This window comes from Natrialba taiwanensis DSM 12281, assembly GCF_000337595.1.
Taxonomy (GTDB): Archaea; Halobacteriota; Halobacteria; order Halobacteriales; family Natrialbaceae; genus Natrialba; species Natrialba taiwanensis.
In genome coordinates, this window is record NZ_AOIL01000070.1 from 67,338 (window position 1) to 88,692 (window position 21,355).

Below are 21,355 nucleotides of genomic sequence, written 5' to 3' on the forward strand. Positions count from 1 at the left end.
CACGGTCGAAAATGTAGAACAGTCACGAAACGGTGACTGAGTGGCGTGTAGTGAGTCACTGTACGCATCCTGCAACGCCGTTGATTCCGGTAGTCTACCTATAGTAATGGGTTCGGCTTGCCTGTGGTCGTACCATGTCCGTGCCTCGTTTCCGCCCGTGCCGGACCGTGACGGGCGATCGATCCATTCGGCGAACTCGATCGTCGACACCGCTATCACACCCAGGAACAGCACCGCATCCCACACGCGACTCGCCAGTCGCCACCACCGGCTGCCAGCTCCGGCAGCCACTTCGAGGGTGACCTATCGATGTGTGGAATTATCGGACACATCGGGACCGGAAACGCGCTTGAAACGCTCCTTACAGGGCTCGAAAACCTCGAATATCGCGGCTACGACTCCGCCGGAATCGCCGTCCAGAACGGCTCCGGAATCGCCGTCCAGAAACGCTCCGGCAAGGTCGACGAACTCAAGAACTCGATCGGTGACAGGCGCATCGAGGGGAACGTCGGTATCGGCCACACCCGCTGGTCGACTCACGGCCCCCCGACCGACGAGAACGCCCACCCGCACACGGACGACACCGCGGACGTCGCCGTCGTCCACAACGGAATCATCGAGAACTACGCCGACCTCAAATCGTGGCTTCGCGAGCGCGGCCACGAGTTCACGAGCGACACCGACACGGAGGTCATCCCCCACCTCATTCAGTACTATCTCGACGCCGGGATGGCGAACGAGGCGGCCTTCCGGCGAGCGATCGATGAACTCGAGGGGAGTTACGCGGTGACGGCGATGCTCGACGGCGAGCACGTCCTCTACGCGGCGCGACAGGGATCGCCGCTCGTCGTCGGCGTCGAGGACGACGAGTTCTTCCTGGCGAGCGACGTGCCGGCGTTCCTCGAGTACACCGATACCGTGGTCTATCTGGAGGACGGCGACGTTGCGATCGTCGACGAAGACGGCGTCGAGTTTACGGATCTCGCGGGGGAGTCGATCACACGCGAATCGGAGACGGTCGAGTGGGACCCCGAGCAGGCTGGCAAGGGCGAGTACGACCACTTTATGCTAAAAGAGATTTACGAACAGCCGACCTCGCTCGCACAGGCGATCGAGGGCCGGATCGATCCCGAGAACGGGCAGATTGCGCTCGAGGACTTTCCGCCAGGAACCTTCGAGGGAGTCGGGAACGTCCAGCTTATCGCCTGTGGAACGTCCTATCACGCGGCGCTGTACGGCTCGCTCGCGCTGAACCAGGCAGGGATTCGGGCGACAGCGCTGCTCGCGAACGAGTACAGCGTAACGGCACCGCCGGTCGACGACGAGACGCTCGTCATTGCAGTGACACAGAGCGGCGAGACGGCGGACACGCTGAACGCGTTGCGCCAGGCGACCGCGGCGGGTGCGGACACGCTTACCGTGACGAACGTGGTCGGCTCGACCGCCGCCCGCGAGGCGGACGACACGCTGTTTATCCGTGCCGGCCCGGAGATCGGCGTCGCCGCGACGAAGACGTTCTCTTCGCAGGCAGTCATGCTCACGCTGTTGGCGCAGCGTATCGCCGCCGATACCTGCGGCGAGCCGCCCGCAGACCTCACATCACTTCTGCCCGACCTGTCTCGAATGCCCGCGCAGCTTGAGTCGATGCTTGCGACCGACGACGCAGCGCGGATTGCGGACCGCTATCGGGACAGTCAGTCGTACTTCTTCATCGGACGCGGACTCGGCTATCCGGTCGCACTCGAGGGGGCGTTAAAGTTCAAAGAGATTACTTACGAGCACGCGGAGGGCTTCGCTTCGGGTGAACTCAAACACGGGCCGCTCGCACTCGTCACGCCGAACACGCCGGTATTTGCAGTCTTTACCGGGGTCGAGGACGAGAAAACGCTCAAGAACGCCGAGGAGGCCCAGACCCGCGGCGCGCCCGTAATCGCGATCTGTCCGGACGACCACCGGGCGGTCGAGGTGGCGGACCAGCACATCACGATACCGGCGACCGATTCCGAACTGGCAGGTCTGTTCGCGAACGTACAACTGCAACTCGTCTCCTATCACGCGGCAAACCAGCTCGACCGGCCGATCGACAAGCCTCGCAATCTGGCAAAGAGCGTCACCGTCGAATAGACCGCTATAACTGCTCGAAACCGCGGGATTCGAGGCCACCCCCGTCGCCTCGAATCCGTACGGCAACGCGAATCGATGGCCCGAACTCGAACGGATCTGCGATCGATGTCGACGCCGAGACGGGCTGTTGGAGACGACGATCGTGTACCCTGTGACCGATCGACAGTCTCCGATCGGACTAGCCAGATACCGCTACATAAAATCGCCGCCTGAGAGCGTCGGTTGCGTTCGTTATCGATCGCGTTCGACGACCTCACCGGGCCGCGTCGTTGCCGCCGTATCGAGTTTTAACCCGGGCGTGAGACTCGTATTGATTCCCGTCTTGACGCCGTCGCCGGCAACGACGCCGAACTTTCGCCGATCCGTCGAGATGCGTTCGCCCTTGACGGTGAATTTGACCGCCTCGTCGTCGTGTCGGAGGTTGGCGACCGTCGTCCCGGCTCCGAAGTTGATGTCGCGACCGAGGACGCTGTCACCGACATAGGACAGGTGACTGACCGACGTGCCCCTGGAGAGAACGCTGTTTTTGATCTCGACGGCGTTGCCCACTGACACGTCTTCACCGAGGAGCGTCGCCCCGCGAACGTACGCGTTCGGGCCGACCGTCGCTCCCGATCGAATCAGTGCCGGCCCCTCGACCACGACGCCCGGCTTTACGGTTGCCCCCTCCTCGACGACCACAGCACCTTCGAGCTGGGCGGCATCGCTGACCTCACCCTCGATGCGGCGGTCGAGTTCACCGAGTTTCCATTCGTTGGCTTCGAGCAGTTCCCAGGGGCGGCCGACGTCCATCCAGCGGTCGGTCGTGACCGGCGTGACGGCGAACTCGTCGATGACGCGTGCGAGAACGTCGGTGATCTCGTGTTCTCCGCGTTCGCTTGCGGGAACGTCGAGCCAGTCGCGGGCGCGTTCGGGGAAGGCGTATGCGCCGGCGTTGGCGAGATTCGTCGGCGGGTCGGCGGGCTTTTCGACGATGTCGACGACGGTGCCGTCGTCGGTGCTCAACACGCCGTAGTTGCGAGGGTTCTCGACCTCGATCGCGCAGACGGCCGGACAGCTGTCGAACAGAGCCGCAATCGCGGCCGGGTCGTATAGATTGTCACCGTTCAGGACGGCAAAGGGACCGTCCAGATGCTCACTAGCCGCGTTGACAGCATCGGCAGTGCCGTTCTGGTCGGTCTGGACAGCATACGAAACGGAGACACCGCGATAGGTAGCACCGAAGAACTCTCTGACGGTCTCGGACTCGTAGCCCACGACGAGGACGATTTCGTCGGCACCGGCGTCGATAGCGGCATCGACGGTGTGGGCGACGAGCGGACGATCAGCGACGGGCAACATCGGCTTCGGAACGGAGCCGGAGAGGGGTCGAATTCGCGTCCCCTCCCCCGCTGCGAGAACGACTGCTTTCATGACCGCGACCTACGGGAATCGGTGGGATAAATATACAGCATCTAATCTCGCCAGGGGTGTCACTGAATGTACGGGGAATGCACACGTACCTGCCGGAACCGACATCGTTGTCCCGCGCACATCTGTTCAGATCAGTTTCACCGGATTATTATATCGGCCCGTGGAAGATCGATCTGAGAGTGACGAGCGGGTGCACTACACTCTGACGATCAATCGGGGCAAAAACACCCGGTGAAACGATTCATTACGCTCAAGAAATATTGAATTTCGCGGTTGAAAACCGGTTATACAACCGATTCTCCGCCGTTCCGAATTACCCCGGGAATCGGACGTGAAATCCGAGACTACCTTTCAAAAATCGAGTTATGCAGTCTATATTAAATACCGTTCTGTGGTTACGGCCTGTTGATGTCGACGGAACCAACTGATGCGAAGTGGACGCCGATGACGTCTCGCCAGCAAACGAGTGCCCCCCGGTGCGTCAACTGCGGCAATCAGGTTACCCGTCAGTTCGCTCGCGTCTTCGGTGACAATCGCGACGTCGTCCACGCCTGTCCCGACTGTGCAACCTACCGGGAGATGAAGACGTCCGACTTCATCCCCGAAGAAGACCGCTAACACTCGGTTGCCACAGCTCGCTCTCGGCCCAGACACTACCGCTCTCACCGCACTCCCACTACCCTCCCACCCTTCACTTACTCCCCCTAACACCAACACCACCCACTCCCGGCTTCAACCCACAAACTCCACGCGACGCCCCTCGATCCCACCGATCACCACCCCGTACCCTCTCCCACCCCNCCAACACCACCCACTCCCGGCTTCAACCCACAAACTCCACGCGACGCCCCTCGATCCCACCGATCACCACCCCGTACCCTCTCCCACCCCACCACATCCCGCCTCACTCCGTCTCATCCGGTTCCTCCCTTCCGTCCCTGTTTTTAGACGAATACGGACACGACCAGCACAAGAACACAAGAACAACCCCTCTCCGCCTTCCACAGACTGAACTCGCCGCTTATGGCGCGTCGCCGATCGCTCGTTCGGTAACAATCGGCTCTCACAGCCCGGTTCGGACACCAGCGACCACTGCAATACAGAACTCGTAGCAGTCGCCTCCGGAGAACCCAGATTCCACGCTTCAGCGCCCAAATCTTCAGCCCCTCTCAATAGTCAGTAGTCACTACTTGCGCCCCCGCACAACCGCATCGCTACGTGCGCCGCCGAGTTCAGCTCTCGTCCTCGACGAGTGAACTCGCCTCGTCGAAGACGCGCTCTGCAGCGGCGGCAGCTCGCGCCTCGGCCGTAATCCGAACGAGCGGCTCCGTTCCGCTGGCGCGGATCAGGAACCAGCCGTCGTCGGTTTCGACTCGGACGCCGTCCAGCGTGTCGACTTCGTCGTACGACGCGGTGACGCGCTCTCGAACGGCGTTCATGACCGCTGTCTTGTCCGTCACCTCGATCGACGTGCGACGGATCGGATACTGTTCGATTTCGCCTGCGAGTTCGGAGAGCGGTCCCTGCGAGGCGACGAACGCGACGAGTTTGCAGGCGGCGAGCGGACCGTCGGGACACAGCGTTTCGGCGGGCCAGATCCAGGCACCGCTCGGTTCGCCGCCGAAGGAAACGTCGGCTTCAGTGGCGCGTTCGGCGACGTAGACATCGCCGACCTGCGTGCGGGTGAGCGATGCGCCGACGGCCGTCAGCGCGTCGTCGACGGCGAGACTGGTGTCGACGGGGGCGGCGACCCGGTCGCCCTCACCGGCGGCCTCGCGAGCGAAGACCGCGAGGAGGGCGTCTTTCGGGACGAACGTTCCGGTTTCGTCGACGGCCATCATGCGGTCCGCGTCCCCGTCATGGCCGATGCCGAGGTCGGCGTCGGTGTGCTCGACGACGGTCGCGAGCGTCTCGAGGGTGTCCGCGTTTGGTTCGCTCGGACGGGCCGGGAACGAGCCGTCCGGCTGTCCGTTCAGGGTTTCGACGGTACAGCCCAGATCGTCGAGGACGGCCGCCGTAATGTCGCCGGTGCCGTTGCCCACGTCGACGATGACGGCCGGCGACCCCTCGATGTCGACCGCGTCTGCGATTGCGTCCGCGTGGAACTCGGTCGCATCCTCGTACCGGCGTCGGGTACCGAGTTCGTCCCATGCGCCGAGTTCGTAGTCGTCCTCGCGGATGCGCCGCTCGATTGCGTTTCGCTGCTCGGGACCGAAGGCTTTCCCTGAAGGTGTCCAGAGTTTGAGTCCGTTATCGGTTTCGGGATTGTGCGAGGCCGTCACAACGATGCCCGCGTCCGCATCGAGGTGGGCGATCGAGCGGGCGACGGTCGGGGTCGCCTCGACGCCGACCTCGATCACGTCCGTGCCGCACTCGCGGAGTCCGGCGGCGACAGCATCGACCAGCATCGTCCCACTCTCGCGAACGTCTCGGCCGAGAACGACGCTGTCGTATCCCTCCGAGGCGACCGCTCGACCGACAGCGAGTGCGAGGTCCGCGGTCACCTCGTCGCCGACCGTCCCGCGAATACCGCTTGTTCCGAACATACCTGTCGTGATGCGGTCACGCGCCTTACTATGTTGTGATTAACGCCGTTGATCCGCCCGAATAGCCGGGAACCTCCCTATCACGACGCGCCGGGATACAACGGTCCTCTCATTAGGAGGGTCTTAGTCTTCTAAACTGTCGAAACCGTATAGGTCGTTACGGGAATACCGCGAGATACCGATCGAACGTATGCGCGCAACCGATACTACTCCCGAACACGAGTTCGACGCCGACGGCGATTCCGACTCGGATCAGAACTCGGATGTCGACAAAGCCGACCAAGCCGACACCGCGCTGACCGACCTCCCCCCGAGCGCGAAACTCGTCTACAAAGTCCTCGAATACGAGGGGACGATGACCCAGAACGAACTCGCCACCGAGTCGCGACTCTGCGCCCGAACCGTCCGCTACGCGCTCGGCAAACTCGAGGACGGAAACCACGTCGAGAGCCGCGTCTGTCTGCAGGACGCTCGCCAGTCGACGTATCGGATTATCGACTCTTGACTCTTGACTCTTGTTGCCCGCCCTGCAGAGCGAGGCCTGCTCCTCGCATCTCCGTAACGGCCTGAACGCGGCCGCGATGCCTACCGATACTTCCGGTACCGATCGACCGCCAGATCGAAGCCGAACGCGCCCGACGTGATGACGTAGTTCGTTACCAGGCGCGGATTGAACTTCGCCTTGTACCGGTTGATGCTCGGCACCCCCGCCCCGACCAGGTCGTAGCGCTCGAGTTCAGCGCGCAGTCCGTCGCGCATGACGTGCCAGTCGAGCAGGTCGTTGATGGCGATGTCCACGTCCGCATCGGGCTTGACGCCGCCTTGCCACCGGTATCGGGTCGTCTCCGACTCGACGACCAGAATGCCGCCGACGAACTCGCCGTCGACGCGACAGACGTACGGCCGGATCGAGCCGTCCGGAAGCACCCGGTGCAACGACCGGGCGAACGCCGGACTCAGGTGAAACGCCCGCCCCTGGTTCTCGTAGCGGGCGGCGACCTGCTCGACGATCCGCTCGACGTCGTCGGTGTCGCCCTCCTCGATCACGTAGTCGTCCTCGCCCTCATCGGCGTTCCGGATATTGCTCCGAGCGTCGCTGCTGAACCGATCGAGCAGGTCGTCTTCGGACCGCCCTCCACCCGTGAGGTCGACGACGTAGGTGTACGACGGCTCGACGTCGAACTCGTTCCAGACGAACGGGCGCACGTCGTCGAACTCGGCGGCGACGATCCGCGTGTACAGCGGCGAGATCTCCGCATCGAGCCACGCGAAACAGCCCTCGAGAAATCGCTTGATCCGCCGGTCCGCCTTGCGCTGTTTGAGCTTGTCGACGTTCAACAGCGCCGGCCCGAGATAGCACGACCACGACTGCGGTGCCGGCGAGAACACCCCCGTAATCGGCCCTCTGGTGAACTCGAAGAGCGGAAAGAGACCGACCGCTTCCTGGCCCTTGTAGCCGACGAGCAAGTGTGGCGTCGTGCCCGTATCCTGGGCCTGGATCCGGATCGCGTCCGCCCGAAAAAACGGGTTCGTTCCGTCCGAGCGCTCGACGTACCGGTCCCACTCGGCGGCGTCCTGCCACGGATCGAGTTCGGTGACTTCGATCGTCATAGATACCCCAGGTCGGAGAGCCGATCCTCAACGGCGCTGTCGTCGGTCGCCGTGATCGGTGCTGGCTCGTAGGCCGGATACTCGGTCGTCGTACTCTCCTCGACGATCGGGAGCGTGGTGCCGTCCATCGCGGCGTCGATCGGCACGTCGAACAGCGAGCAGATCGTCGGTGCAATGTCGAAAATCGTCGCCCCCTCGAGACCCGCTTGTTCGTCGAACGCCTCCCCGGCCGCGGCGACGACGCCGGTCTGTTTGTGGTTCCAGGATTCCATCGGCTCGCCGAACTGCGCCTGACCGAGGTCGGCGACGACGGCCGTATCGAAGGCGGCGGGGACCGTCACGATGTCGGGGGCGTGCTCGACGTGCGGGCCGTCGAAGTACACCTCCCGCGGGGCGACGGCGTCGAACACCGGCTCCCCGTCGGGCGTTCGAACGTCGGCGAGGTTGTCGATAACCTCGTCGCGCACCTGCTCGTATTCGGAGGCGGCCACCTGCCCGTTCGGCTCGCGACCCTCGAGATTGATCCGGAGCCCGAGTTCACTTTTCGAGCGCATGTAGACCTGCGAGTTCGGGAAGTCGACTTGCTCGCTCGCCGCCCGGATCATGTCGTTCGGGACGCGACGGCCGATCGGCTCCTTGAGTCTGACGTAATCGAGCGCGGTCGCGACGCGCTGTGTGGTGACCCCGACTTTCGCGGCCGCGTTCATGGCCGTCTCGATCGCGCTGGTTTCGTTAGACCCGGCGTCGTCGCCCTCGAGCAGGTCGTTTTCCCAGGCTTTCGACCAGTCGGGCATCCCCTCGCCACCCTTCAGCGCGCCGAGGTAGCCCTCGTCCCTGAGAAACTCGTTGATCCTGAACTCGGGGCCCGAAACTGGTCCCATGCCGTGGTCGCTGACTACCAGCACGTTGTCGGGGTCGGTCTCTTCGATCGTTTCGGCGAGCTGGCTATCGACTTCACGGTAGACAGCCTCGATGGCCTTCTTGTCGCCGGGCCGTTCGTGGAATACCGAGTCCGTCTGTTGGAACTGGACGAAGCCGAAGTCGGGGTCGATCCGGCGACAGAGATATCGAAACGCCTTCCCCCGGAGTTCGATCGTCCGCTCGTAGCCCTCGATCGAGCGGTCCGGCTCGGGGCCGCTCTGGGGGTAGATCCGGTAGTCCCCGCAGGCGAGTTTCACGTCCTCGAGAATCCCCTCTGGGTGGCAGTCCGGGTCCTCGGGTGCGGTCATGCCGGGGATCAGCGCGCCGTCGAACTCGCGGGACGGGTGCGTGACGGGCACGTTGACGACGACGCTCGAGATGCCGTGCTCGCTCAGGAGCTCCCACACCGGCCGTTCTCGAACGTGCGTCGAGTTCACCACGTCCCAGTCGTAGCCGTCGAACGAGAGGAAATCGAAGACGCCGTGCTTGCCGGGGTTCTTCCCGGTGTACATCGACGGCCACGCGCTCGCCGTCCAGGGCGGGATCTGTGACTCGAGCGGCCCGCTGGTCCCGGTTTCAAACACGCGTTGTAGCGTCGGAACCGCACCCGACTCGAACAGCGGGTGAAGGATCGGGCGACAGGCAGCATCGAGTCCGACTACCAGTAAGGAGAGCCCGGTTTCGTCGGTCGAATCATCCATGGCGGAGCGATTGCGTCCGTCCCTGCTTTGTTATGCGAGTATTTTGTCCGTGTAAGCCGGGTCTGTATACTCACTCGCCAGTCGGCCGACGACGACTCCGGACTGTAAGCCCATCCTGTCACTGGCACGACCAGTGTACTGTCTCCATCACTAAGGGCGTCTTCGGCTACATTCGGCTGTGATGCGCCTCGTGGTGACAAGGATAGCGACCCGTGCTGTGGACCGATGATCAGCGAAACGCCATCGCTGCTCGTCTCTTCGCTCCCCTCCAGGCAGTCGACCGGTATCGAGCCGTTTGTCGACCGCTACGCCCGCGAGTTCAGCTTCTACGGCTCGGGAAAACTCGCCCTTCGCGACGGGCTCGCCGGACTCGTCGACGCCGATCCGGACTGCGAGCAGAACGTCGTCGTCCCGGCGTACCTCCCGGACGCCGTCGTCGAGCCACTTCGTGAACTCGAACTCGAGCCGCGATACTACGCCGTCGAGCCGACGCTTGCGCCCGATTTCGTCGACTTGGAACGGCGACTGGACGGCGACACGCTCGCGGTCATGTCGGTCGACTACTTCGGGTTCCCCCAGCCCGGACTCGACGAACTGATGGCGATCGTCGACGACTACGGCTGTTATCATATCGACGATAACGCCCACGCACCGCTTAGCGTCGACCGTGACACGTTGCTCGGAACGCACGGCGATCTCGGGATCACGAGCCTCTGGAAGCTCCTGCCGGTTCCGAACGGGGCGATTCTCTACCGTACCGATGATGGCGTGATCGACCGGTACGAACCCTCGCCGCTCGCCGGTGTTCACGATGCGTTCGACGGTCGGGACTATCAGTACGTCCTCAAATCGGTCGCTCGAGAGACGCTCGATACTGTGCCGAGAGTGAGACACTCGTTCGAACGCCTTCTCGCCGGCCGGCGGCGGTCGCCGATCGTCCCGACGCCGCGCCAGCGATACGAAGCCTGGAAAACGCCGATGTCGAAACTCTCCGCGTTCGTCGCCGGCGACATCGATCCGGTCGCGATCCGTCGCACGCGGCGGGCGAACTTTCGGGCCTGGGTGCAACTCCTCGACGGTCGCGAGGGCGTCGACCCGGTGTTCACCACGCTTCCCGAGGGAATCTGTCCCCAGGCCGTTCCGGTCCGCACGGACAGCCCCCACGCGTTCATCACCGAACTCGAACGCTGCGGCGTCGAGGGAGTTCACACCTGGCCGCGACTCTCGACGGCGGTACGGGGCGAGCCCGAGTACGCGACGGCGACGCGACTCTCACACGAACTCGTCACGCTCCCGGTTCACCAGCACATCGACACGACGGCGATCGAGGCGGTCGGTGAGTCGCTTCGCCGGCCGTAGTTGCGGGTGGCTGACTCGCTCTCCGGTCGTGTCAGTAGCGTAGTCGGTTGTATCAGCGGCAAAGTCGATCGTGTCAGCAGCGGAGCGGCCGTGTCCGCAGCGAGTCGTATCAACAGCGATCACTGCGTGCGCCGTTCCGGGCGGATTCCGGCTTCCTGCTCGGTCCTTTCGGTCTTCTGCTGCTGTTCGCGCTTGTCGTCCCCGTCGTCGCTCGCAGTCTCCGCTTCCTCAGCCGTAGCCAACGCCTGCAGTTTCGACCGAACCGCATCCGCAAGATCGTACGACCGCACGCCGGTCCGGTCGAGGACGGCTTCCGTGCGCAGTTCGGAAAGGAGACTCTGAACCGCGACCGTCGAGCGGTCGACCGCCGTCGCGATCCGCTCCGTCTCGAGTGGTCCCTCGCCAGCCAGCACCACGAGTACGTGTGCGGCCGTCTCGACCGTACATCGAGATCCCTCGCTCGCCCGCTCGAGACGACCGCCGATCCAGGTCGGCTCGAGCAACGCGACGACATCGCCCATGTCGTACTCCGTCTCGTCGTTCGCGACGACGAGCGCCGACTGCCCCTCGTCACCGCCGGTACCGACGTATCCCAGTTCGACAGGGGTGCCGCCGGCTTGCACGATCGTCTCCGACGCTGCGTCGGCGTCAGCGTCGCCGTCACCGTCACCGACCTCCTCAGCGTCCGTCGAGGTTTCGGCTTCGAGTTCCTGAACTCGCGACCGCAGTCGTTCGGCTTCTTCCCGCAGTCGCTCGATGGTCTTCGTCCGGGATTCGAGCGTCCGTTCGAGTTCTTCGATGCGTTCCTTGCGCGCTTCGAGTTCAGCCTGGAGGTCGTCGCGCTCGTCTTCCAGGTCGACGACCTCCTCGTGGAGACGGCGCAGTTCCTCGTCGTTGCCGCCGCCGAGTTGCGTCTGGACCGTGCCGGGATTGCTCAACGCGTCGGCCATCTGTTTGGCCGCGCTCGAGACGTCTCGGGCGGACTCGAGTTCGTCCTCCAGGGTCTCGATGCGTTTCTCTTTCTTCTCGAGTTCGGCCTCGAGTTCGTGGATGCGGTCCTGTTCGCGGTCCTTGCGCTCGGAGATGTCCTGCAAATCCCCGACGAGGGCGTCGGAGACGGACTTGAGTTCGGGGCGTTCGAAGTCGTCGAGGCCGGGCGTCGCGCCGGCGTCGAACGTTCGCTTGCGCCGGAACTGGACCTTGCGGACATCGATGTCGGTCCAGTCGGTCTGGACGAACGCCTGGCCATCGTCCAGATCGGAGACCATCTCGGAGTACTCGGTGTCGATGATCCGGCCGACGACCTTGGTGTCGTTGTCCCAGGTGAGGCGGTGCCAGACGAGCCAGTTCGCCTGCGTGATGAAGTCCTTCTTGACGTCGGCCGGGCGCTGGCTGATGCCGAGGATGCCGAGGCCGTGCTTGCGCCCGCGCTTGCTGATCTTGATCAGGAGGTTCCCGGTTTCGCCGACGCCGCCCCCCTCGGGGATGTACTCGTGGACCTCCTCGACGACGAGCAGGAACGGCTTCTTGAGCTTCTTTTCCTTGACGAACAGTTGGCGGGCGATCTTTCGTAACAACTTGTCCGACTCGTCCTCGTCCAGGTAGCCCGAGACGTCGAGGATGACGGGGACGTTCTCCTCTAAGGCGAGCGTCGCCATCTGTTCGGCGTGTTCGGGACCGATCTGGATGTCACACTCCTCGTCGGCCCCGGCGTGGAGCATCTCGTACTCCTCCTTGAGGCCGTAGTACTCCCCGTCGGTGTCGACGATGAGCAGCGGGAAGCCGGCCTCGAGCAGTTCCTCGGCGATGACGGAGGCGGTGTTCGACTTGCCCGACCCGGACTTGCCGGTGACGAATCCGCGGCCCGTCAGCAGTTCGACGACCGGCAGGTGTAGATCCGTGCCGTCGGCCGTTTCGCCCACGAGCACTTCGCGTTGCTCGCTCACCGCCGCCCCACCTCGTCCGCGCGCGACTCGCTCATTATCAATACAGTCCGAACACGCGACCTTGAATATTGGCCTCGACATGTCGCCAAAATCCGTTAAAAATCACGGAGCAGATCCCTATAACTGATCGAACAAATCGACTGTCGCCGTGATCAGTTCCAATTGTGATTGAAAATAAAGAAAGTAATAAAATCGCCACTATGCTATGTTTGAATATTTACCCCAGCTCATTAGATAGTCCAACTATACCAATTATTAATCCAGTAAGAAGAATAAAATGTGAATATGTCCTACCAGGTGCCCCACTAATTTCAACCGCACCAACAAACAATAATAATATCATCGAAAAACGCTGTAATGCTGCACCGTTCATATCATTTAATGAATATTAGTTATGATAAATGTTTTGGTGAGCGATTGACATCCTGAAACAGATTATTAACTTAGTAGGGTAAAAATGATTTGCTTGTTTTTATACGCTCAAAATCCGGTTTGCAACTGGCACAATCGTAGTGGAAGCTCGCATCTGATTCAACACTAAATAGATTATTACTTAATCCACCAGTTCGTTTGGCGATTGAACTTGGTTGGAAGCCTGAACTACCATCTCTTCCATCACCATGATAATAACAATCAAACACGACTGTTTGATCTGAATAATTCGTAGTTCGATCAATTTCTATTTCGCTCCATGATGACTGATAACCATACGAAATCCCACCTGGGACAGACACCTCAAAGTATCTCTCACCACCGCTATCAGTGCCATTGTACGGTTCCCAGTCATGAATTTCCATATCTGGATTACTATTTGACCAATTCATTTCTACTCCTGCATCGTCATTTTCATACCCATTCTTACCTGTCTGGTCGAAGTTTTCCTTATACGCGAATATATCTCTGTTTTCTGTACTCTGGACAAGTTCATAACTGGACCAGAGGTCACCAAATGAATTATAGTTTGTTCTGGTACCTTCATGTAATATATTCCATTCACTGTCAGATATTGAACTATCACCTGTTTCATTTGTAGTTAGTTCTGACTCAATTATTTCTGCCTGTTTATGCGCTTCAGCATGCGCTTTAGGAACTTGAGAGGGATCGTCTGCGAAAGTAAAATGTTCTCGTACAGTTCCACGCTCATCAACTACAGAAACATAAGAAACTAATCTCCCTGTATTTGATTCTAGTTGTACAAAATATTGTGATTCTTCATCATCAACTTCTTGTCGGTAATTTATCACACTCTGTTTTTGGAACTCTTCTATCTCTTGTTGCGATATTTCATCTGAATATGGTCGATTGACAATTGTCATATCAACCTGGTGATCTCGGGATGCAGTCGTTACACCAGAAAAACAGACAGCACTCGCGAGCAATCCTATAGCGCCTCGTCGAGATGTGTTCAATTTTCTCGATCTATCATTGTGATGGTTGCTATCTTCTACCATTGCAATGTACCATATTAACTTCAAAATATTAAGTGTTTTCAACATTCTGATGTCAGTATAATACCCCATAGTGAGAATGGTTGTTACTAACACACCTGAGAAAAGATTATGTCACTCCCGCTCAACGTATCGATCGTTCCGATGATCTCGACCACGCCACCATCCGCTCGTCACGCGGCAGCCATCGTCGCTGCCGGGCGAGTTCTCGAGTCCGTCGCCGGCGGGTATCTCGCTGGCAATGGGCTCATCGGTGGCCGTGGACGGGATCGCTGACGGCTCCACGTCGTCTCTGACCCCGTCCGCGCCGCGCACGTCTTCGCCGGTCGGGGTCGCTACGACTGTTCCTTTCCGGATTTCTCCATTACGCAATCGGGGATTCCGCCTTTCGGTTCACGCGACACCGGCCAGCGAGTGCTGCGCGGGGCGACGCCCCCCGCAGTGGATTGGCCACCGGCGGACGCCCGACAACACGGGCCGTCCGACCGCCGAGTTCGACTCTCGGCGGGGGCTTATGGATCGCACCCAACCCACAATCGCGGCGACGCTCACCGTTCGCGTGCCGATCAACGCGACCGGCAGCCTCGCCGACGGCGCAACGCGCGTCGTCGAACGAATCGACGCCGTCGACCGACTCGAAGACGCCACCGTTCGCGGCATCGATCCCGCACTGAACGACACGACGGTCGATCTCCGCGTTCGAGTCGTGTTCAGCGACCCCGCCCGCCGCGACGAGACCGAGGCCAAAACTAAACTCGCGGCCGGCGTCGGCATCAAAGCCGTCGAAAACGTGGAACCAGAGCCCGCAGAGACAGCAGAGCCGGAGCGATCGCCGACGACGCTCTCGGCCGTCGACTAGTTCACCGTTCCGATCGCCGCCACTCGATCGGGACAGCACTTCCAGTCTCAGGCCCTCCCGAGCGTGAGCGACCGGTCCCTGTCCACCACCGTATAACCCTGCGCCGCGTACGCTTCTTCCTGATAGCGATTCGCAGCCACCAACTGCGTCAACCGGTTCAGCGCGTACCGGCGCGTCGATTCGAACGCGACGACGACCGCTGTGCTCTCCCCGTCTTCTTCGACGGAGACGCGGTATCGTCCCCACGGTTTCTCGCCCGCCATGATATCGAGTTCGCAGTCGGCACCAGCGGAACTCGTCTCGGAACCGGAGCGAACGGTTACCGCCATCGTAATCGACCGCTGGCCGAACAGATACGAGTACTCGTACACTCCGCCGTCCGCCGTCGAGCGAACCGTTTCGGCCCTGCCCCATTGGAACGGAAGCGCCGGCGGCAGCGCGCTCGCGAACTCGTTCCGTACGGCATCGGGATCGGCATCCGTTCGCAAGTGCAACTCACCCTCGGTTTCGAGCAGCGGAACTCGAACGAGGGCGATAGCTGCGATCGAAAGCCCGAGGGCCGCGAAATACGGCAGAACGACGAACGCGCCAAACACAGCGATCACAGCAACCGCCGCGACGAGAAGCGTCAGAAGCCGTTCAGTACGTGTATACCGTTCGGTTAGTGTGCGGATCTGATCCGGGACCTCGACGCCGGCAGTGGCGGACATACCTAACTCGACACTGTCATGATCGGCTGATGAACGTTCCGAATCGAGTTCTCGTTTCGGTCGGTTGACTGCAGTGCTCCCAGAAGAGAGCGGATCCGTCGTTACCGTCGGTCGAGACGGGTCGGTTGTCGCCGCTGTCCGTCTCGAGCGGCGTTCGACACCGCCGCTACGAGCGTCGCTTCAGACGATCTGCTGTACCGATTTCCCGGCGCAACCGCAGGAAGGTCGCAGTTACGCCGGAACTGAGTACCAACAGTCCGTATCAGGCCCGAAGCAATCAGATATCCAAACTCTCAATACTACATTACAGAAACGGAGCGTATGTCCCCCAGACGAGATGCAGTCCTCTCGAACGCGACCGACGAGCAGACGAGTTCCGCGGCCCCGTTCTCGCGACGCCGCGCGCTGCAAGCCGGGATCGCAACGCTGGCCCTGCCGCTGGCTGGCTGTGTAAGCGACTTATCCGACGAGTCGGCTCCAGAAGACGGAGACGGAAACGGAAACAGAGATGAAGCAGACACTGACGGTACCGACGATGGCAATCAATCGGCCGAGGAGAACGCGGCCAAAGAGCGCGACGACAGCGTCGATACTGCGCTATCCGCAGTGGTCGAGACGTACCTCAACGCGGCCGTCGAAGAGGACACGGAGACGATGAGCGAAGTGTCTCATCGACTGAACCCTCTCGATCCCGCCGCGTTGGAAGAAGAGGGGTGGGAGTTCAGCGGCGGAAACGGCGACGACGATCCCGGCGAGTACGAGACCACCGTGCGATCGAGAGACGCCGCTACCGACGCCGTCTTCGAACTCGAGGGAAGCGAGTTCTGGTTCGACCGGGACGAACTCGACGACGACCTTGCCGACGAACGGCTCGCGCTTCTCGAGGTCAGTGCCGACGATCCGTCCGGTGGGGACCCAACCGTCTGGGTACTCGCCACCGAAAACGGCGAATGGAAGTATCTGTTCTCGGGTCCGGCGGACGACGCGCCGGACGATCCGTCGGAGGCGTTCGAGGAACCGATCGAGGACGAGGCAAATGACGTCGTCGAGGAAATCAACTGGGAGTACGACAGCCCTACGAGCGACGTGAACCAGGCGGCGGTCGTCCTCACCGATTCGACCGAGATCGACGCGGAGCGAGTTCGTATCGAGTCGACGATTGCTGGCGGACAGACGGGTGCCTACAATAACGAAGAGTTCGGCGCAACCTGGACGGGAATCACGTTGTACCTGGAAGTCGATCCTGCGGGCGACCAAATCGTCGTCACCGCGATCGACGGCGACAAGGAAACCGTCGTCCACCGGGAGCAGTTCGAACCGTAGACGGTCGTTGCGGACTGCTTACTGCCGCGGTCTCACCGATACAGCCCGTCCCGCACAGACCCGTCGAACACGGAGATCCGTTGTTCTAGCGGGACACGTCGCACACGACAAGAAATCGTGCGGCTTCACCAGGAAATCTCACTCCTGATCGCTCTCGGCGTCATCTCGATCGATCGTCTCCTCGCGGACCGTCATTCCCTTGCGGCCCAGGTGCTGGAGCTGTCGCCGCGCGAAATCCTCCTCGCGCGTGCCGCGCGTCGCGAGCACGTAGACCAATGCGCCGCCTGCCGGCCGCATCGTCCGCCCCGCTCGCTGCGTTCCCTGCCGTCGAGAACCGCCCAACCCGGACGCGACGATCGCCAGATCCGCCGTCGGGAGGTCGATCCCTTCGTCACCCACCCGCGAGACGATCAACAGGTCGCGCTCGTCGCGCCTGAACTCCTCGAGTAGCCGCCGGCGCTCGTGATGGGGCGTCTCGCCGCTGAGGAACGGGACGTCGAGCGCGGTTGCGAGTTCACCGCCCTGGTCCAGGTAGTCCACAAAGATGAGGGCCTTCGAGTTCGGCTCCGCGGCGAGGAGGTAGCGGATCTCGTCGATCTTGCCGCGGTTCTGGGCGGCGATTCGGTACCGCTCGCGTCCGTCGGCGGAGGCGTAGGCGTTTTGCTGTTCGTCGTCGCCCCACGGGACGTACCGGATCTCGAGTTCGGGTTCGGCGACGAAGCCGTCGTCGAAGAGCGCCTGCCAGTCGGTGCCGATCGGGGGGCCGACGAGGGTGAAGATCTCGGTCTGGCGGTCGTCTTCCCGGATGGGGCTGGCCGAGAGTCCGAGGCGGTGGCGCGACTGCAGGTGCGTACTTCGCCGGTACACGTCTGAGGGGACGTGCTGGCACTCGTCGAAGATCACGAGTCCCCACTCGCGGTCGTCGAACAGCGAGCGGTGGCGGTCCATCCCGGCGATCTGGTAGGTCGCGATGGTAACGGGGCGGACGTTCTTCTGGCCGCCGTGGTACTGCCCGATCTGGTGGGGACCGAGCGAGGTGAACTCCTCAATCGTCTCGGCCCACTGGCGGGCGAGGTCGCGACTCGGAACGAGGACGAGTGTTTCACCCTCGACGTGGGCCATGGCACCCATCGCAGCCACTGTTTTGCCGCTGCCCGGCGGGCCGACGAAGACGCCCTCGCCGGCCTCGGCGAAGCGGTCGATCCAGGTTTGCTGGTAGTCGCGCAGGGAGACTTCGAGTTCGACGGAGAGATGCTCGCCCGAGTCGAGTTCACGGTGGTCCTGGACGGGGTAGCCGGCTTCGTAGAGGACGCGCTTGATCGCGGCTTCCGAGCCCTCGCGGACCCAGTCTTCGGTGTCGGAGATGGGGGCGTGGACGTGTTCCTCGTCGAGTTTCTGGCGGGCGACGTTGCCCATCACTTCGGGGCTTTTGGCTTCGAGAACGGTGTAGCCCTCCTCGTGTGTCGCCAGCCGGAACTGGTGGGCGCGGTCCCACTGGCTCTGGACCCAGTCTTCGAGTTCGGCCGAGCGCTGGCCGAGCGCCTGGCGCATGGTTCGCGCGAGTTCGTCGAAAGAGTCGTGAGGGGCCTGCCAGACGTCCTCGGGTCTGACGACGTAGCGGTAGCCCTCCTCGCCGTTGCCGTCCGCGAGGTGGGCGAACTGGGCGAGCTGGGCGCGGGTGAACTGGTCGGGGCGGTCGACGACGATTTCCCGGCGTTTGGGGAAGACGACGACGCGCTCGCGGTCGGTGAGGTCCTCGAGTTCGTTCGGATACCAGACGACGGGATCGGCCGAGACGGCAAGGCGTTCGAGATCGCCCCGCTCGGCGAGGGCGTCGAGGCGGTCGCTGACGGCGTCGTGAGATGGCTGGTGATCGAGCGTGCGCGCGACTTCGCCGGCGGTGAGGACGGGACGGCCGGCCTGCTGGCAGGCGTCGTGGAACGTCTCGAGTGGGAGCGGCGAGTGCGACTCGCCGTCCGCACCCGTGCTGGCGGGTGCGTCCGCGTCCGTATCCGCATCCGCGTCTGCGTCCGCGTCCGTATCCGCATCCGCGTCTGCGTCCGCGTCCACATTCGGATTCTCGTGTTCGTTCCCGTCGGCGGCGTCCACGCTGTCGGTCTCGACGGCGTCGGCGGCAGGAAGGTGCTCGTCGCTGCGCGTCGCTGACGAACGTTCGTCTGTCACTGCAGGCCCTAGCGGTGGCGGGAGTAAACAGATTTCGCTTAGTCGACACGGGCGCAGTAGTCGTGTCGGTCGTTTCCGTGGTGTGGTGTGGCCTGTGAAAGCGCAACACTATATGTCGACCGAGGCCGTATGAACTCGTATGTTCCGCGCGATCCTCCCGGAGGGACAGATCATGTGTGAGGACTACGACCGAACGGACGACGGACTCAGGCTCTACGACGAGAACGGCGAGTTCATCGCGTTCGTCCCGTACGCGAATTTACACGCATTGCTCAACGAGGACGTCTACAACGAGAACGAGCGGTCGATCATGTAACCGGCGCTTGATCGATCGCGTCGAGTTGCTCCCGGTAGCGGTTTCTGACGGTGACGACGGTGGTCTGGGCGGTGTCGGCCACGGCTCGTTGTGGGATCGTTTCGTCACAGAGCAGGCCGGCGGCGTAGATAGCAGCGGCGGCGAAGCCGGTCGGTGATTTGCCGGAGTGGAGTCCCTGTTCGGTCGTCTGTTCGATGATGTCGACGGCTTTGGTTTCGACTGCTTTGCTCACGTCGAGTTCGGAGCAGAACCGGGGGACGAACTGGCGCGGGTTCGTCGGCTCGAGGTTGATATCGAGTTCGTCGGCGATGTAGCGGTAGGTGCGCCCGATTTCGCGCTGGTCGACTCGCGAGACGGACGTTACTTCCTCGAGACTGCGCGGAATGCCTTCCTTTCGACAGGCAGTGTAGAGTGCGCTGGTGGCGACGCCTTCGATAGAGCGGCCGCGGATGAGATCCTGCTCGAGGGCCTGCCGGTAGATGACGCTTGCCGTCTCTTTGACGGGTTTGGGGACGCCGAGAGCGCTGACCATGCGGTCGATTTCCGAGAGAGCGTACTTGAGATTGCGTTCGCCGGCGTTTTTCGTGCGGATGCGTTCCTGCCAGACGCGCAGCCGGTGGAGTTGGCCGTGCTTGTCGGCTGACATCGAGTGGCCGTTTGCGTCCTTGTTGCGCCAGTCGATCGTCGTCGTCAGCCCGCGGTCGTGCATCGACTGCGTAAGGGGTGCGCCGACGCGGGAGAGTTCGTCGTGTTCCTGGGCGTTGAACGCGCGCCACTCCGGACCGTAGTCGATCGGATCTTCGGTGAGGACGAGTCCACATTCCCCGCAGACGCGTTCACCGCGATCCGGATCGTGAATGATCGTCTCAGTTTCGCAGTCTGGACATAACCCTTGGTCAGCCTCCTGGACCTCGGTTCTGGTCTTGTCGATGATGGACTGCGTCATCAGTAGTGGACGGAAACCGTGCTATCACTGTAAGGGGTTCACATGGTTTCGCGAGAAACGCCGACTTACTGCACCCGAAGAGGGCATGACGACGGCGTGTTTCGCGTCCCGAAGCAGTGCCCGAGAGCGGTCACTTGTCTCGCGAGAGAGTTCGAATCGGACCCGTCCCAGACCGGAAGTCCGGCGATTTCGTCTCCTGATGGGAGTCACACTGGAGAGTGAAAGTGGCGTCCACCGCCGATGACTGGGTCGAGATAGTAACTGGACGACGAGTAACACTGTAGTTCCCCACGTAAAGATGGCTTTCGAGTGCAAACCGTCAGGAGAATTTATGTCGTTCGAGTCAAACGTTTCCTAACAGTGCTGTGTTGCCGACCCGCACACCGACGCCACTCTCCGCATCGATACCGCGTTTCGAGCCACAGTCGTACGGCGTCGATACAGACGCCCAATCCATCGATACTGGCGCTGCACTCGATCTCGAATCGTCCACAGCAATCACGCATTCATCGCCTCGACAGCGTCGCGTCGAGAAGCCGGTCCGTACCCCCTTTGCAGCCGGTGCGAAACGTGGCTGTGCTTAAGAGTGTCTCTGTTGGTGTACAACTTGGTGTGTCAATCGTGACTGCGAATTGCCGTTCGAGCGTACAGGGGCCGCTGCCGGTCCGACAGTCCAGTGGTTCGGACACGGCCTGGCGACGGCAGTCCTCGGCTCAAACCGTCCCAGCGGAACCACTGGAATCGAACTCTGAGCGACGACGTGTTCACCGGGAACAGGTTCGAACCCGAACTCAGAACCGATACCAAAACCGTTCCCAGAATCGACTCTACAATCAACACTCCACACGGGACCAAACCCAACCCCAAATCCAACCCCAACCCCGATCAACCCGGAAACAGTTCGTCCACAACCACTGCAACCGGTCCACCGGACGGCTCCCAACCGGC

The 21,355-nt window shown here is 61.8% G+C and carries 18 protein-coding genes; 8 read left to right on the forward strand and 10 right to left on the reverse strand.

Going from position 1 to position 21,355, the window contains the following annotated elements:
* Positions 1–309 precede the first annotated feature (309 nt).
* Complete coding sequence (gene glmS, locus C484_RS21175) at positions 310–2,124, forward strand: glutamine--fructose-6-phosphate transaminase (isomerizing) (RefSeq protein ID WP_006827907.1); 1,815 nt, start codon at positions 310–312, stop codon at positions 2,122–2,124.
* 231 nt (positions 2,125–2,355) lie between these two features.
* On the opposite strand, the gene glmU is transcribed toward glmS, so the two are convergent.
* Entirely contained in the window at positions 2,356–3,537 is a 1,182-nt protein-coding gene (gene glmU / locus C484_RS21180) for a bifunctional sugar-1-phosphate nucleotidylyltransferase/acetyltransferase (RefSeq protein WP_006827908.1), read from the reverse strand.
* A gap of 408 nt (positions 3,538–3,945) precedes the next feature.
* On the opposite strand from glmU, the gene C484_RS21185 reads away from it, so the two are divergent.
* Positions 3,946–4,155, forward strand: a complete 210-nt coding sequence (locus C484_RS21185; protein ID WP_006664187.1) for a DUF7563 family protein — start codon at positions 3,946–3,948, stop codon at positions 4,153–4,155.
* Between the two features lie 614 nt (positions 4,156–4,769).
* Here C484_RS21185 and glmM read toward each other — a convergent pair.
* Positions 4,770–6,083: a phosphoglucosamine mutase gene (gene glmM / locus C484_RS21190; protein WP_006827910.1), complete on the reverse strand. Its 1,314-nt coding sequence runs from the start codon at positions 6,081–6,083 to the stop codon at positions 4,770–4,772.
* A 190-nt stretch (positions 6,084–6,273) separates the two neighbouring features.
* Here glmM and C484_RS21195 point away from each other — a divergent pair, with 190 nt between their 5' ends.
* A complete protein-coding gene (locus C484_RS21195; protein ID WP_006827911.1) occupies positions 6,274–6,588 on the forward strand; it encodes a MarR family transcriptional regulator in 315 nt (104 codons plus the stop codon).
* An 80-nt stretch (positions 6,589–6,668) separates the two neighbouring features.
* Here C484_RS21195 and C484_RS21200 read toward each other — a convergent pair whose 3' ends face one another.
* Together C484_RS21200 and C484_RS21205 are read right to left on the reverse strand one after the other, a co-directional pair.
* Positions 6,669–7,694, reverse strand: a complete 1,026-nt coding sequence (locus C484_RS21200; protein WP_006827912.1) for a lipid II:glycine glycyltransferase FemX — start codon at positions 7,692–7,694, stop codon at positions 6,669–6,671.
* Entirely contained in the window at positions 7,691–9,316 is a 1,626-nt protein-coding gene (locus C484_RS21205) for an alkaline phosphatase family protein (protein WP_006827913.1), read from the reverse strand. The genes C484_RS21200 and C484_RS21205 overlap by 4 nt, the downstream gene beginning before the upstream one ends.
* Before the next feature lie 225 nt (positions 9,317–9,541).
* Here C484_RS21205 and C484_RS21210 point away from each other — a divergent pair, with 225 nt between their 5' ends.
* Positions 9,542–10,675 carry a DegT/DnrJ/EryC1/StrS family aminotransferase gene (locus tag C484_RS21210; RefSeq protein WP_006827914.1) on the forward strand — a complete coding sequence of 378 codons (1,134 nt, stop codon included), beginning with the start codon at positions 9,542–9,544 and terminating at the stop codon, positions 10,673–10,675.
* 119 nt (positions 10,676–10,794) lie between these two features.
* Here C484_RS21210 and C484_RS21215 read toward each other — a convergent pair whose 3' ends face one another.
* The 3 genes from C484_RS21215 to C484_RS23300 all read right to left on the reverse strand — a co-directional run bounded on the left by C484_RS21215 (position 10,795) and on the right by C484_RS23300 (position 14,072).
* On the reverse strand, positions 10,795–12,621 hold the full coding sequence (locus C484_RS21215; RefSeq protein WP_006827915.1) for a helicase HerA domain-containing protein: 1,827 nt from the start codon (positions 12,619–12,621) through the stop codon (positions 10,795–10,797).
* A gap of 217 nt (positions 12,622–12,838) precedes the next feature.
* A complete protein-coding gene (locus tag C484_RS23510; protein WP_160164260.1) occupies positions 12,839–12,994 on the reverse strand; it encodes a hypothetical protein in 156 nt (51 codons plus the stop codon).
* 70 nt (positions 12,995–13,064) lie between these two features.
* A complete protein-coding gene (locus tag C484_RS23300) occupies positions 13,065–14,072 on the reverse strand; it encodes a hypothetical protein (RefSeq protein ID WP_152422769.1) in 1,008 nt (335 codons plus the stop codon).
* 108 nt (positions 14,073–14,180) lie between these two features.
* Here C484_RS23300 and C484_RS23515 point away from each other — a divergent pair, with 108 nt between their 5' ends.
* Positions 14,181–14,345, forward strand: coding sequence for a hypothetical protein (locus tag C484_RS23515; RefSeq protein ID WP_160164261.1), 165 nt, complete (start codon positions 14,181–14,183; stop codon positions 14,343–14,345).
* A gap of 238 nt (positions 14,346–14,583) precedes the next feature.
* A complete protein-coding gene (locus C484_RS21220) occupies positions 14,584–14,928 on the forward strand; it encodes a hypothetical protein (RefSeq protein ID WP_006827917.1) in 345 nt (114 codons plus the stop codon).
* 47 nt (positions 14,929–14,975) lie between these two features.
* Here the strand turns inward: C484_RS21220 and C484_RS21225 are convergent, their stop codons facing one another.
* Positions 14,976–15,638, reverse strand: coding sequence for a hypothetical protein (locus C484_RS21225; RefSeq protein ID WP_006827918.1), 663 nt, complete (start codon positions 15,636–15,638; stop codon positions 14,976–14,978).
* Between the two features lie 321 nt (positions 15,639–15,959).
* Between C484_RS21225 and C484_RS21230 the strand changes: the two genes are divergently transcribed.
* The gene (locus C484_RS21230) at positions 15,960–16,961 is read left to right on the forward strand and encodes a hypothetical protein (RefSeq protein ID WP_006827919.1); all 1,002 of its coding nucleotides are present in this window, start codon (positions 15,960–15,962) and stop codon (positions 16,959–16,961) included.
* 138 nt (positions 16,962–17,099) lie between these two features.
* On the opposite strand, the gene C484_RS21235 is transcribed toward C484_RS21230, so the two are convergent.
* Positions 17,100–19,145 carry a DEAD/DEAH box helicase gene (locus C484_RS21235; RefSeq protein WP_006827920.1) on the reverse strand — a complete coding sequence of 682 codons (2,046 nt, stop codon included), beginning with the start codon at positions 19,143–19,145 and terminating at the stop codon, positions 17,100–17,102.
* Between the two features lie 139 nt (positions 19,146–19,284).
* On the opposite strand from C484_RS21235, the gene C484_RS23820 reads away from it, so the two are divergent.
* Positions 19,285–19,461, forward strand: coding sequence for a hypothetical protein (locus C484_RS23820; RefSeq protein WP_006827921.1), 177 nt, complete (start codon positions 19,285–19,287; stop codon positions 19,459–19,461).
* Here the strand turns inward: C484_RS23820 and C484_RS21240 are convergent.
* Positions 19,454–20,407 (reverse strand): transcription initiation factor IIB, encoded by a 954-nt coding sequence (locus tag C484_RS21240; protein ID WP_006664199.1) that lies wholly within the window; start codon positions 20,405–20,407, stop codon positions 19,454–19,456. The genes C484_RS23820 and C484_RS21240 overlap by 8 nt on opposite strands.
* Positions 20,408–21,355: the final 948 nt, after the last annotated feature.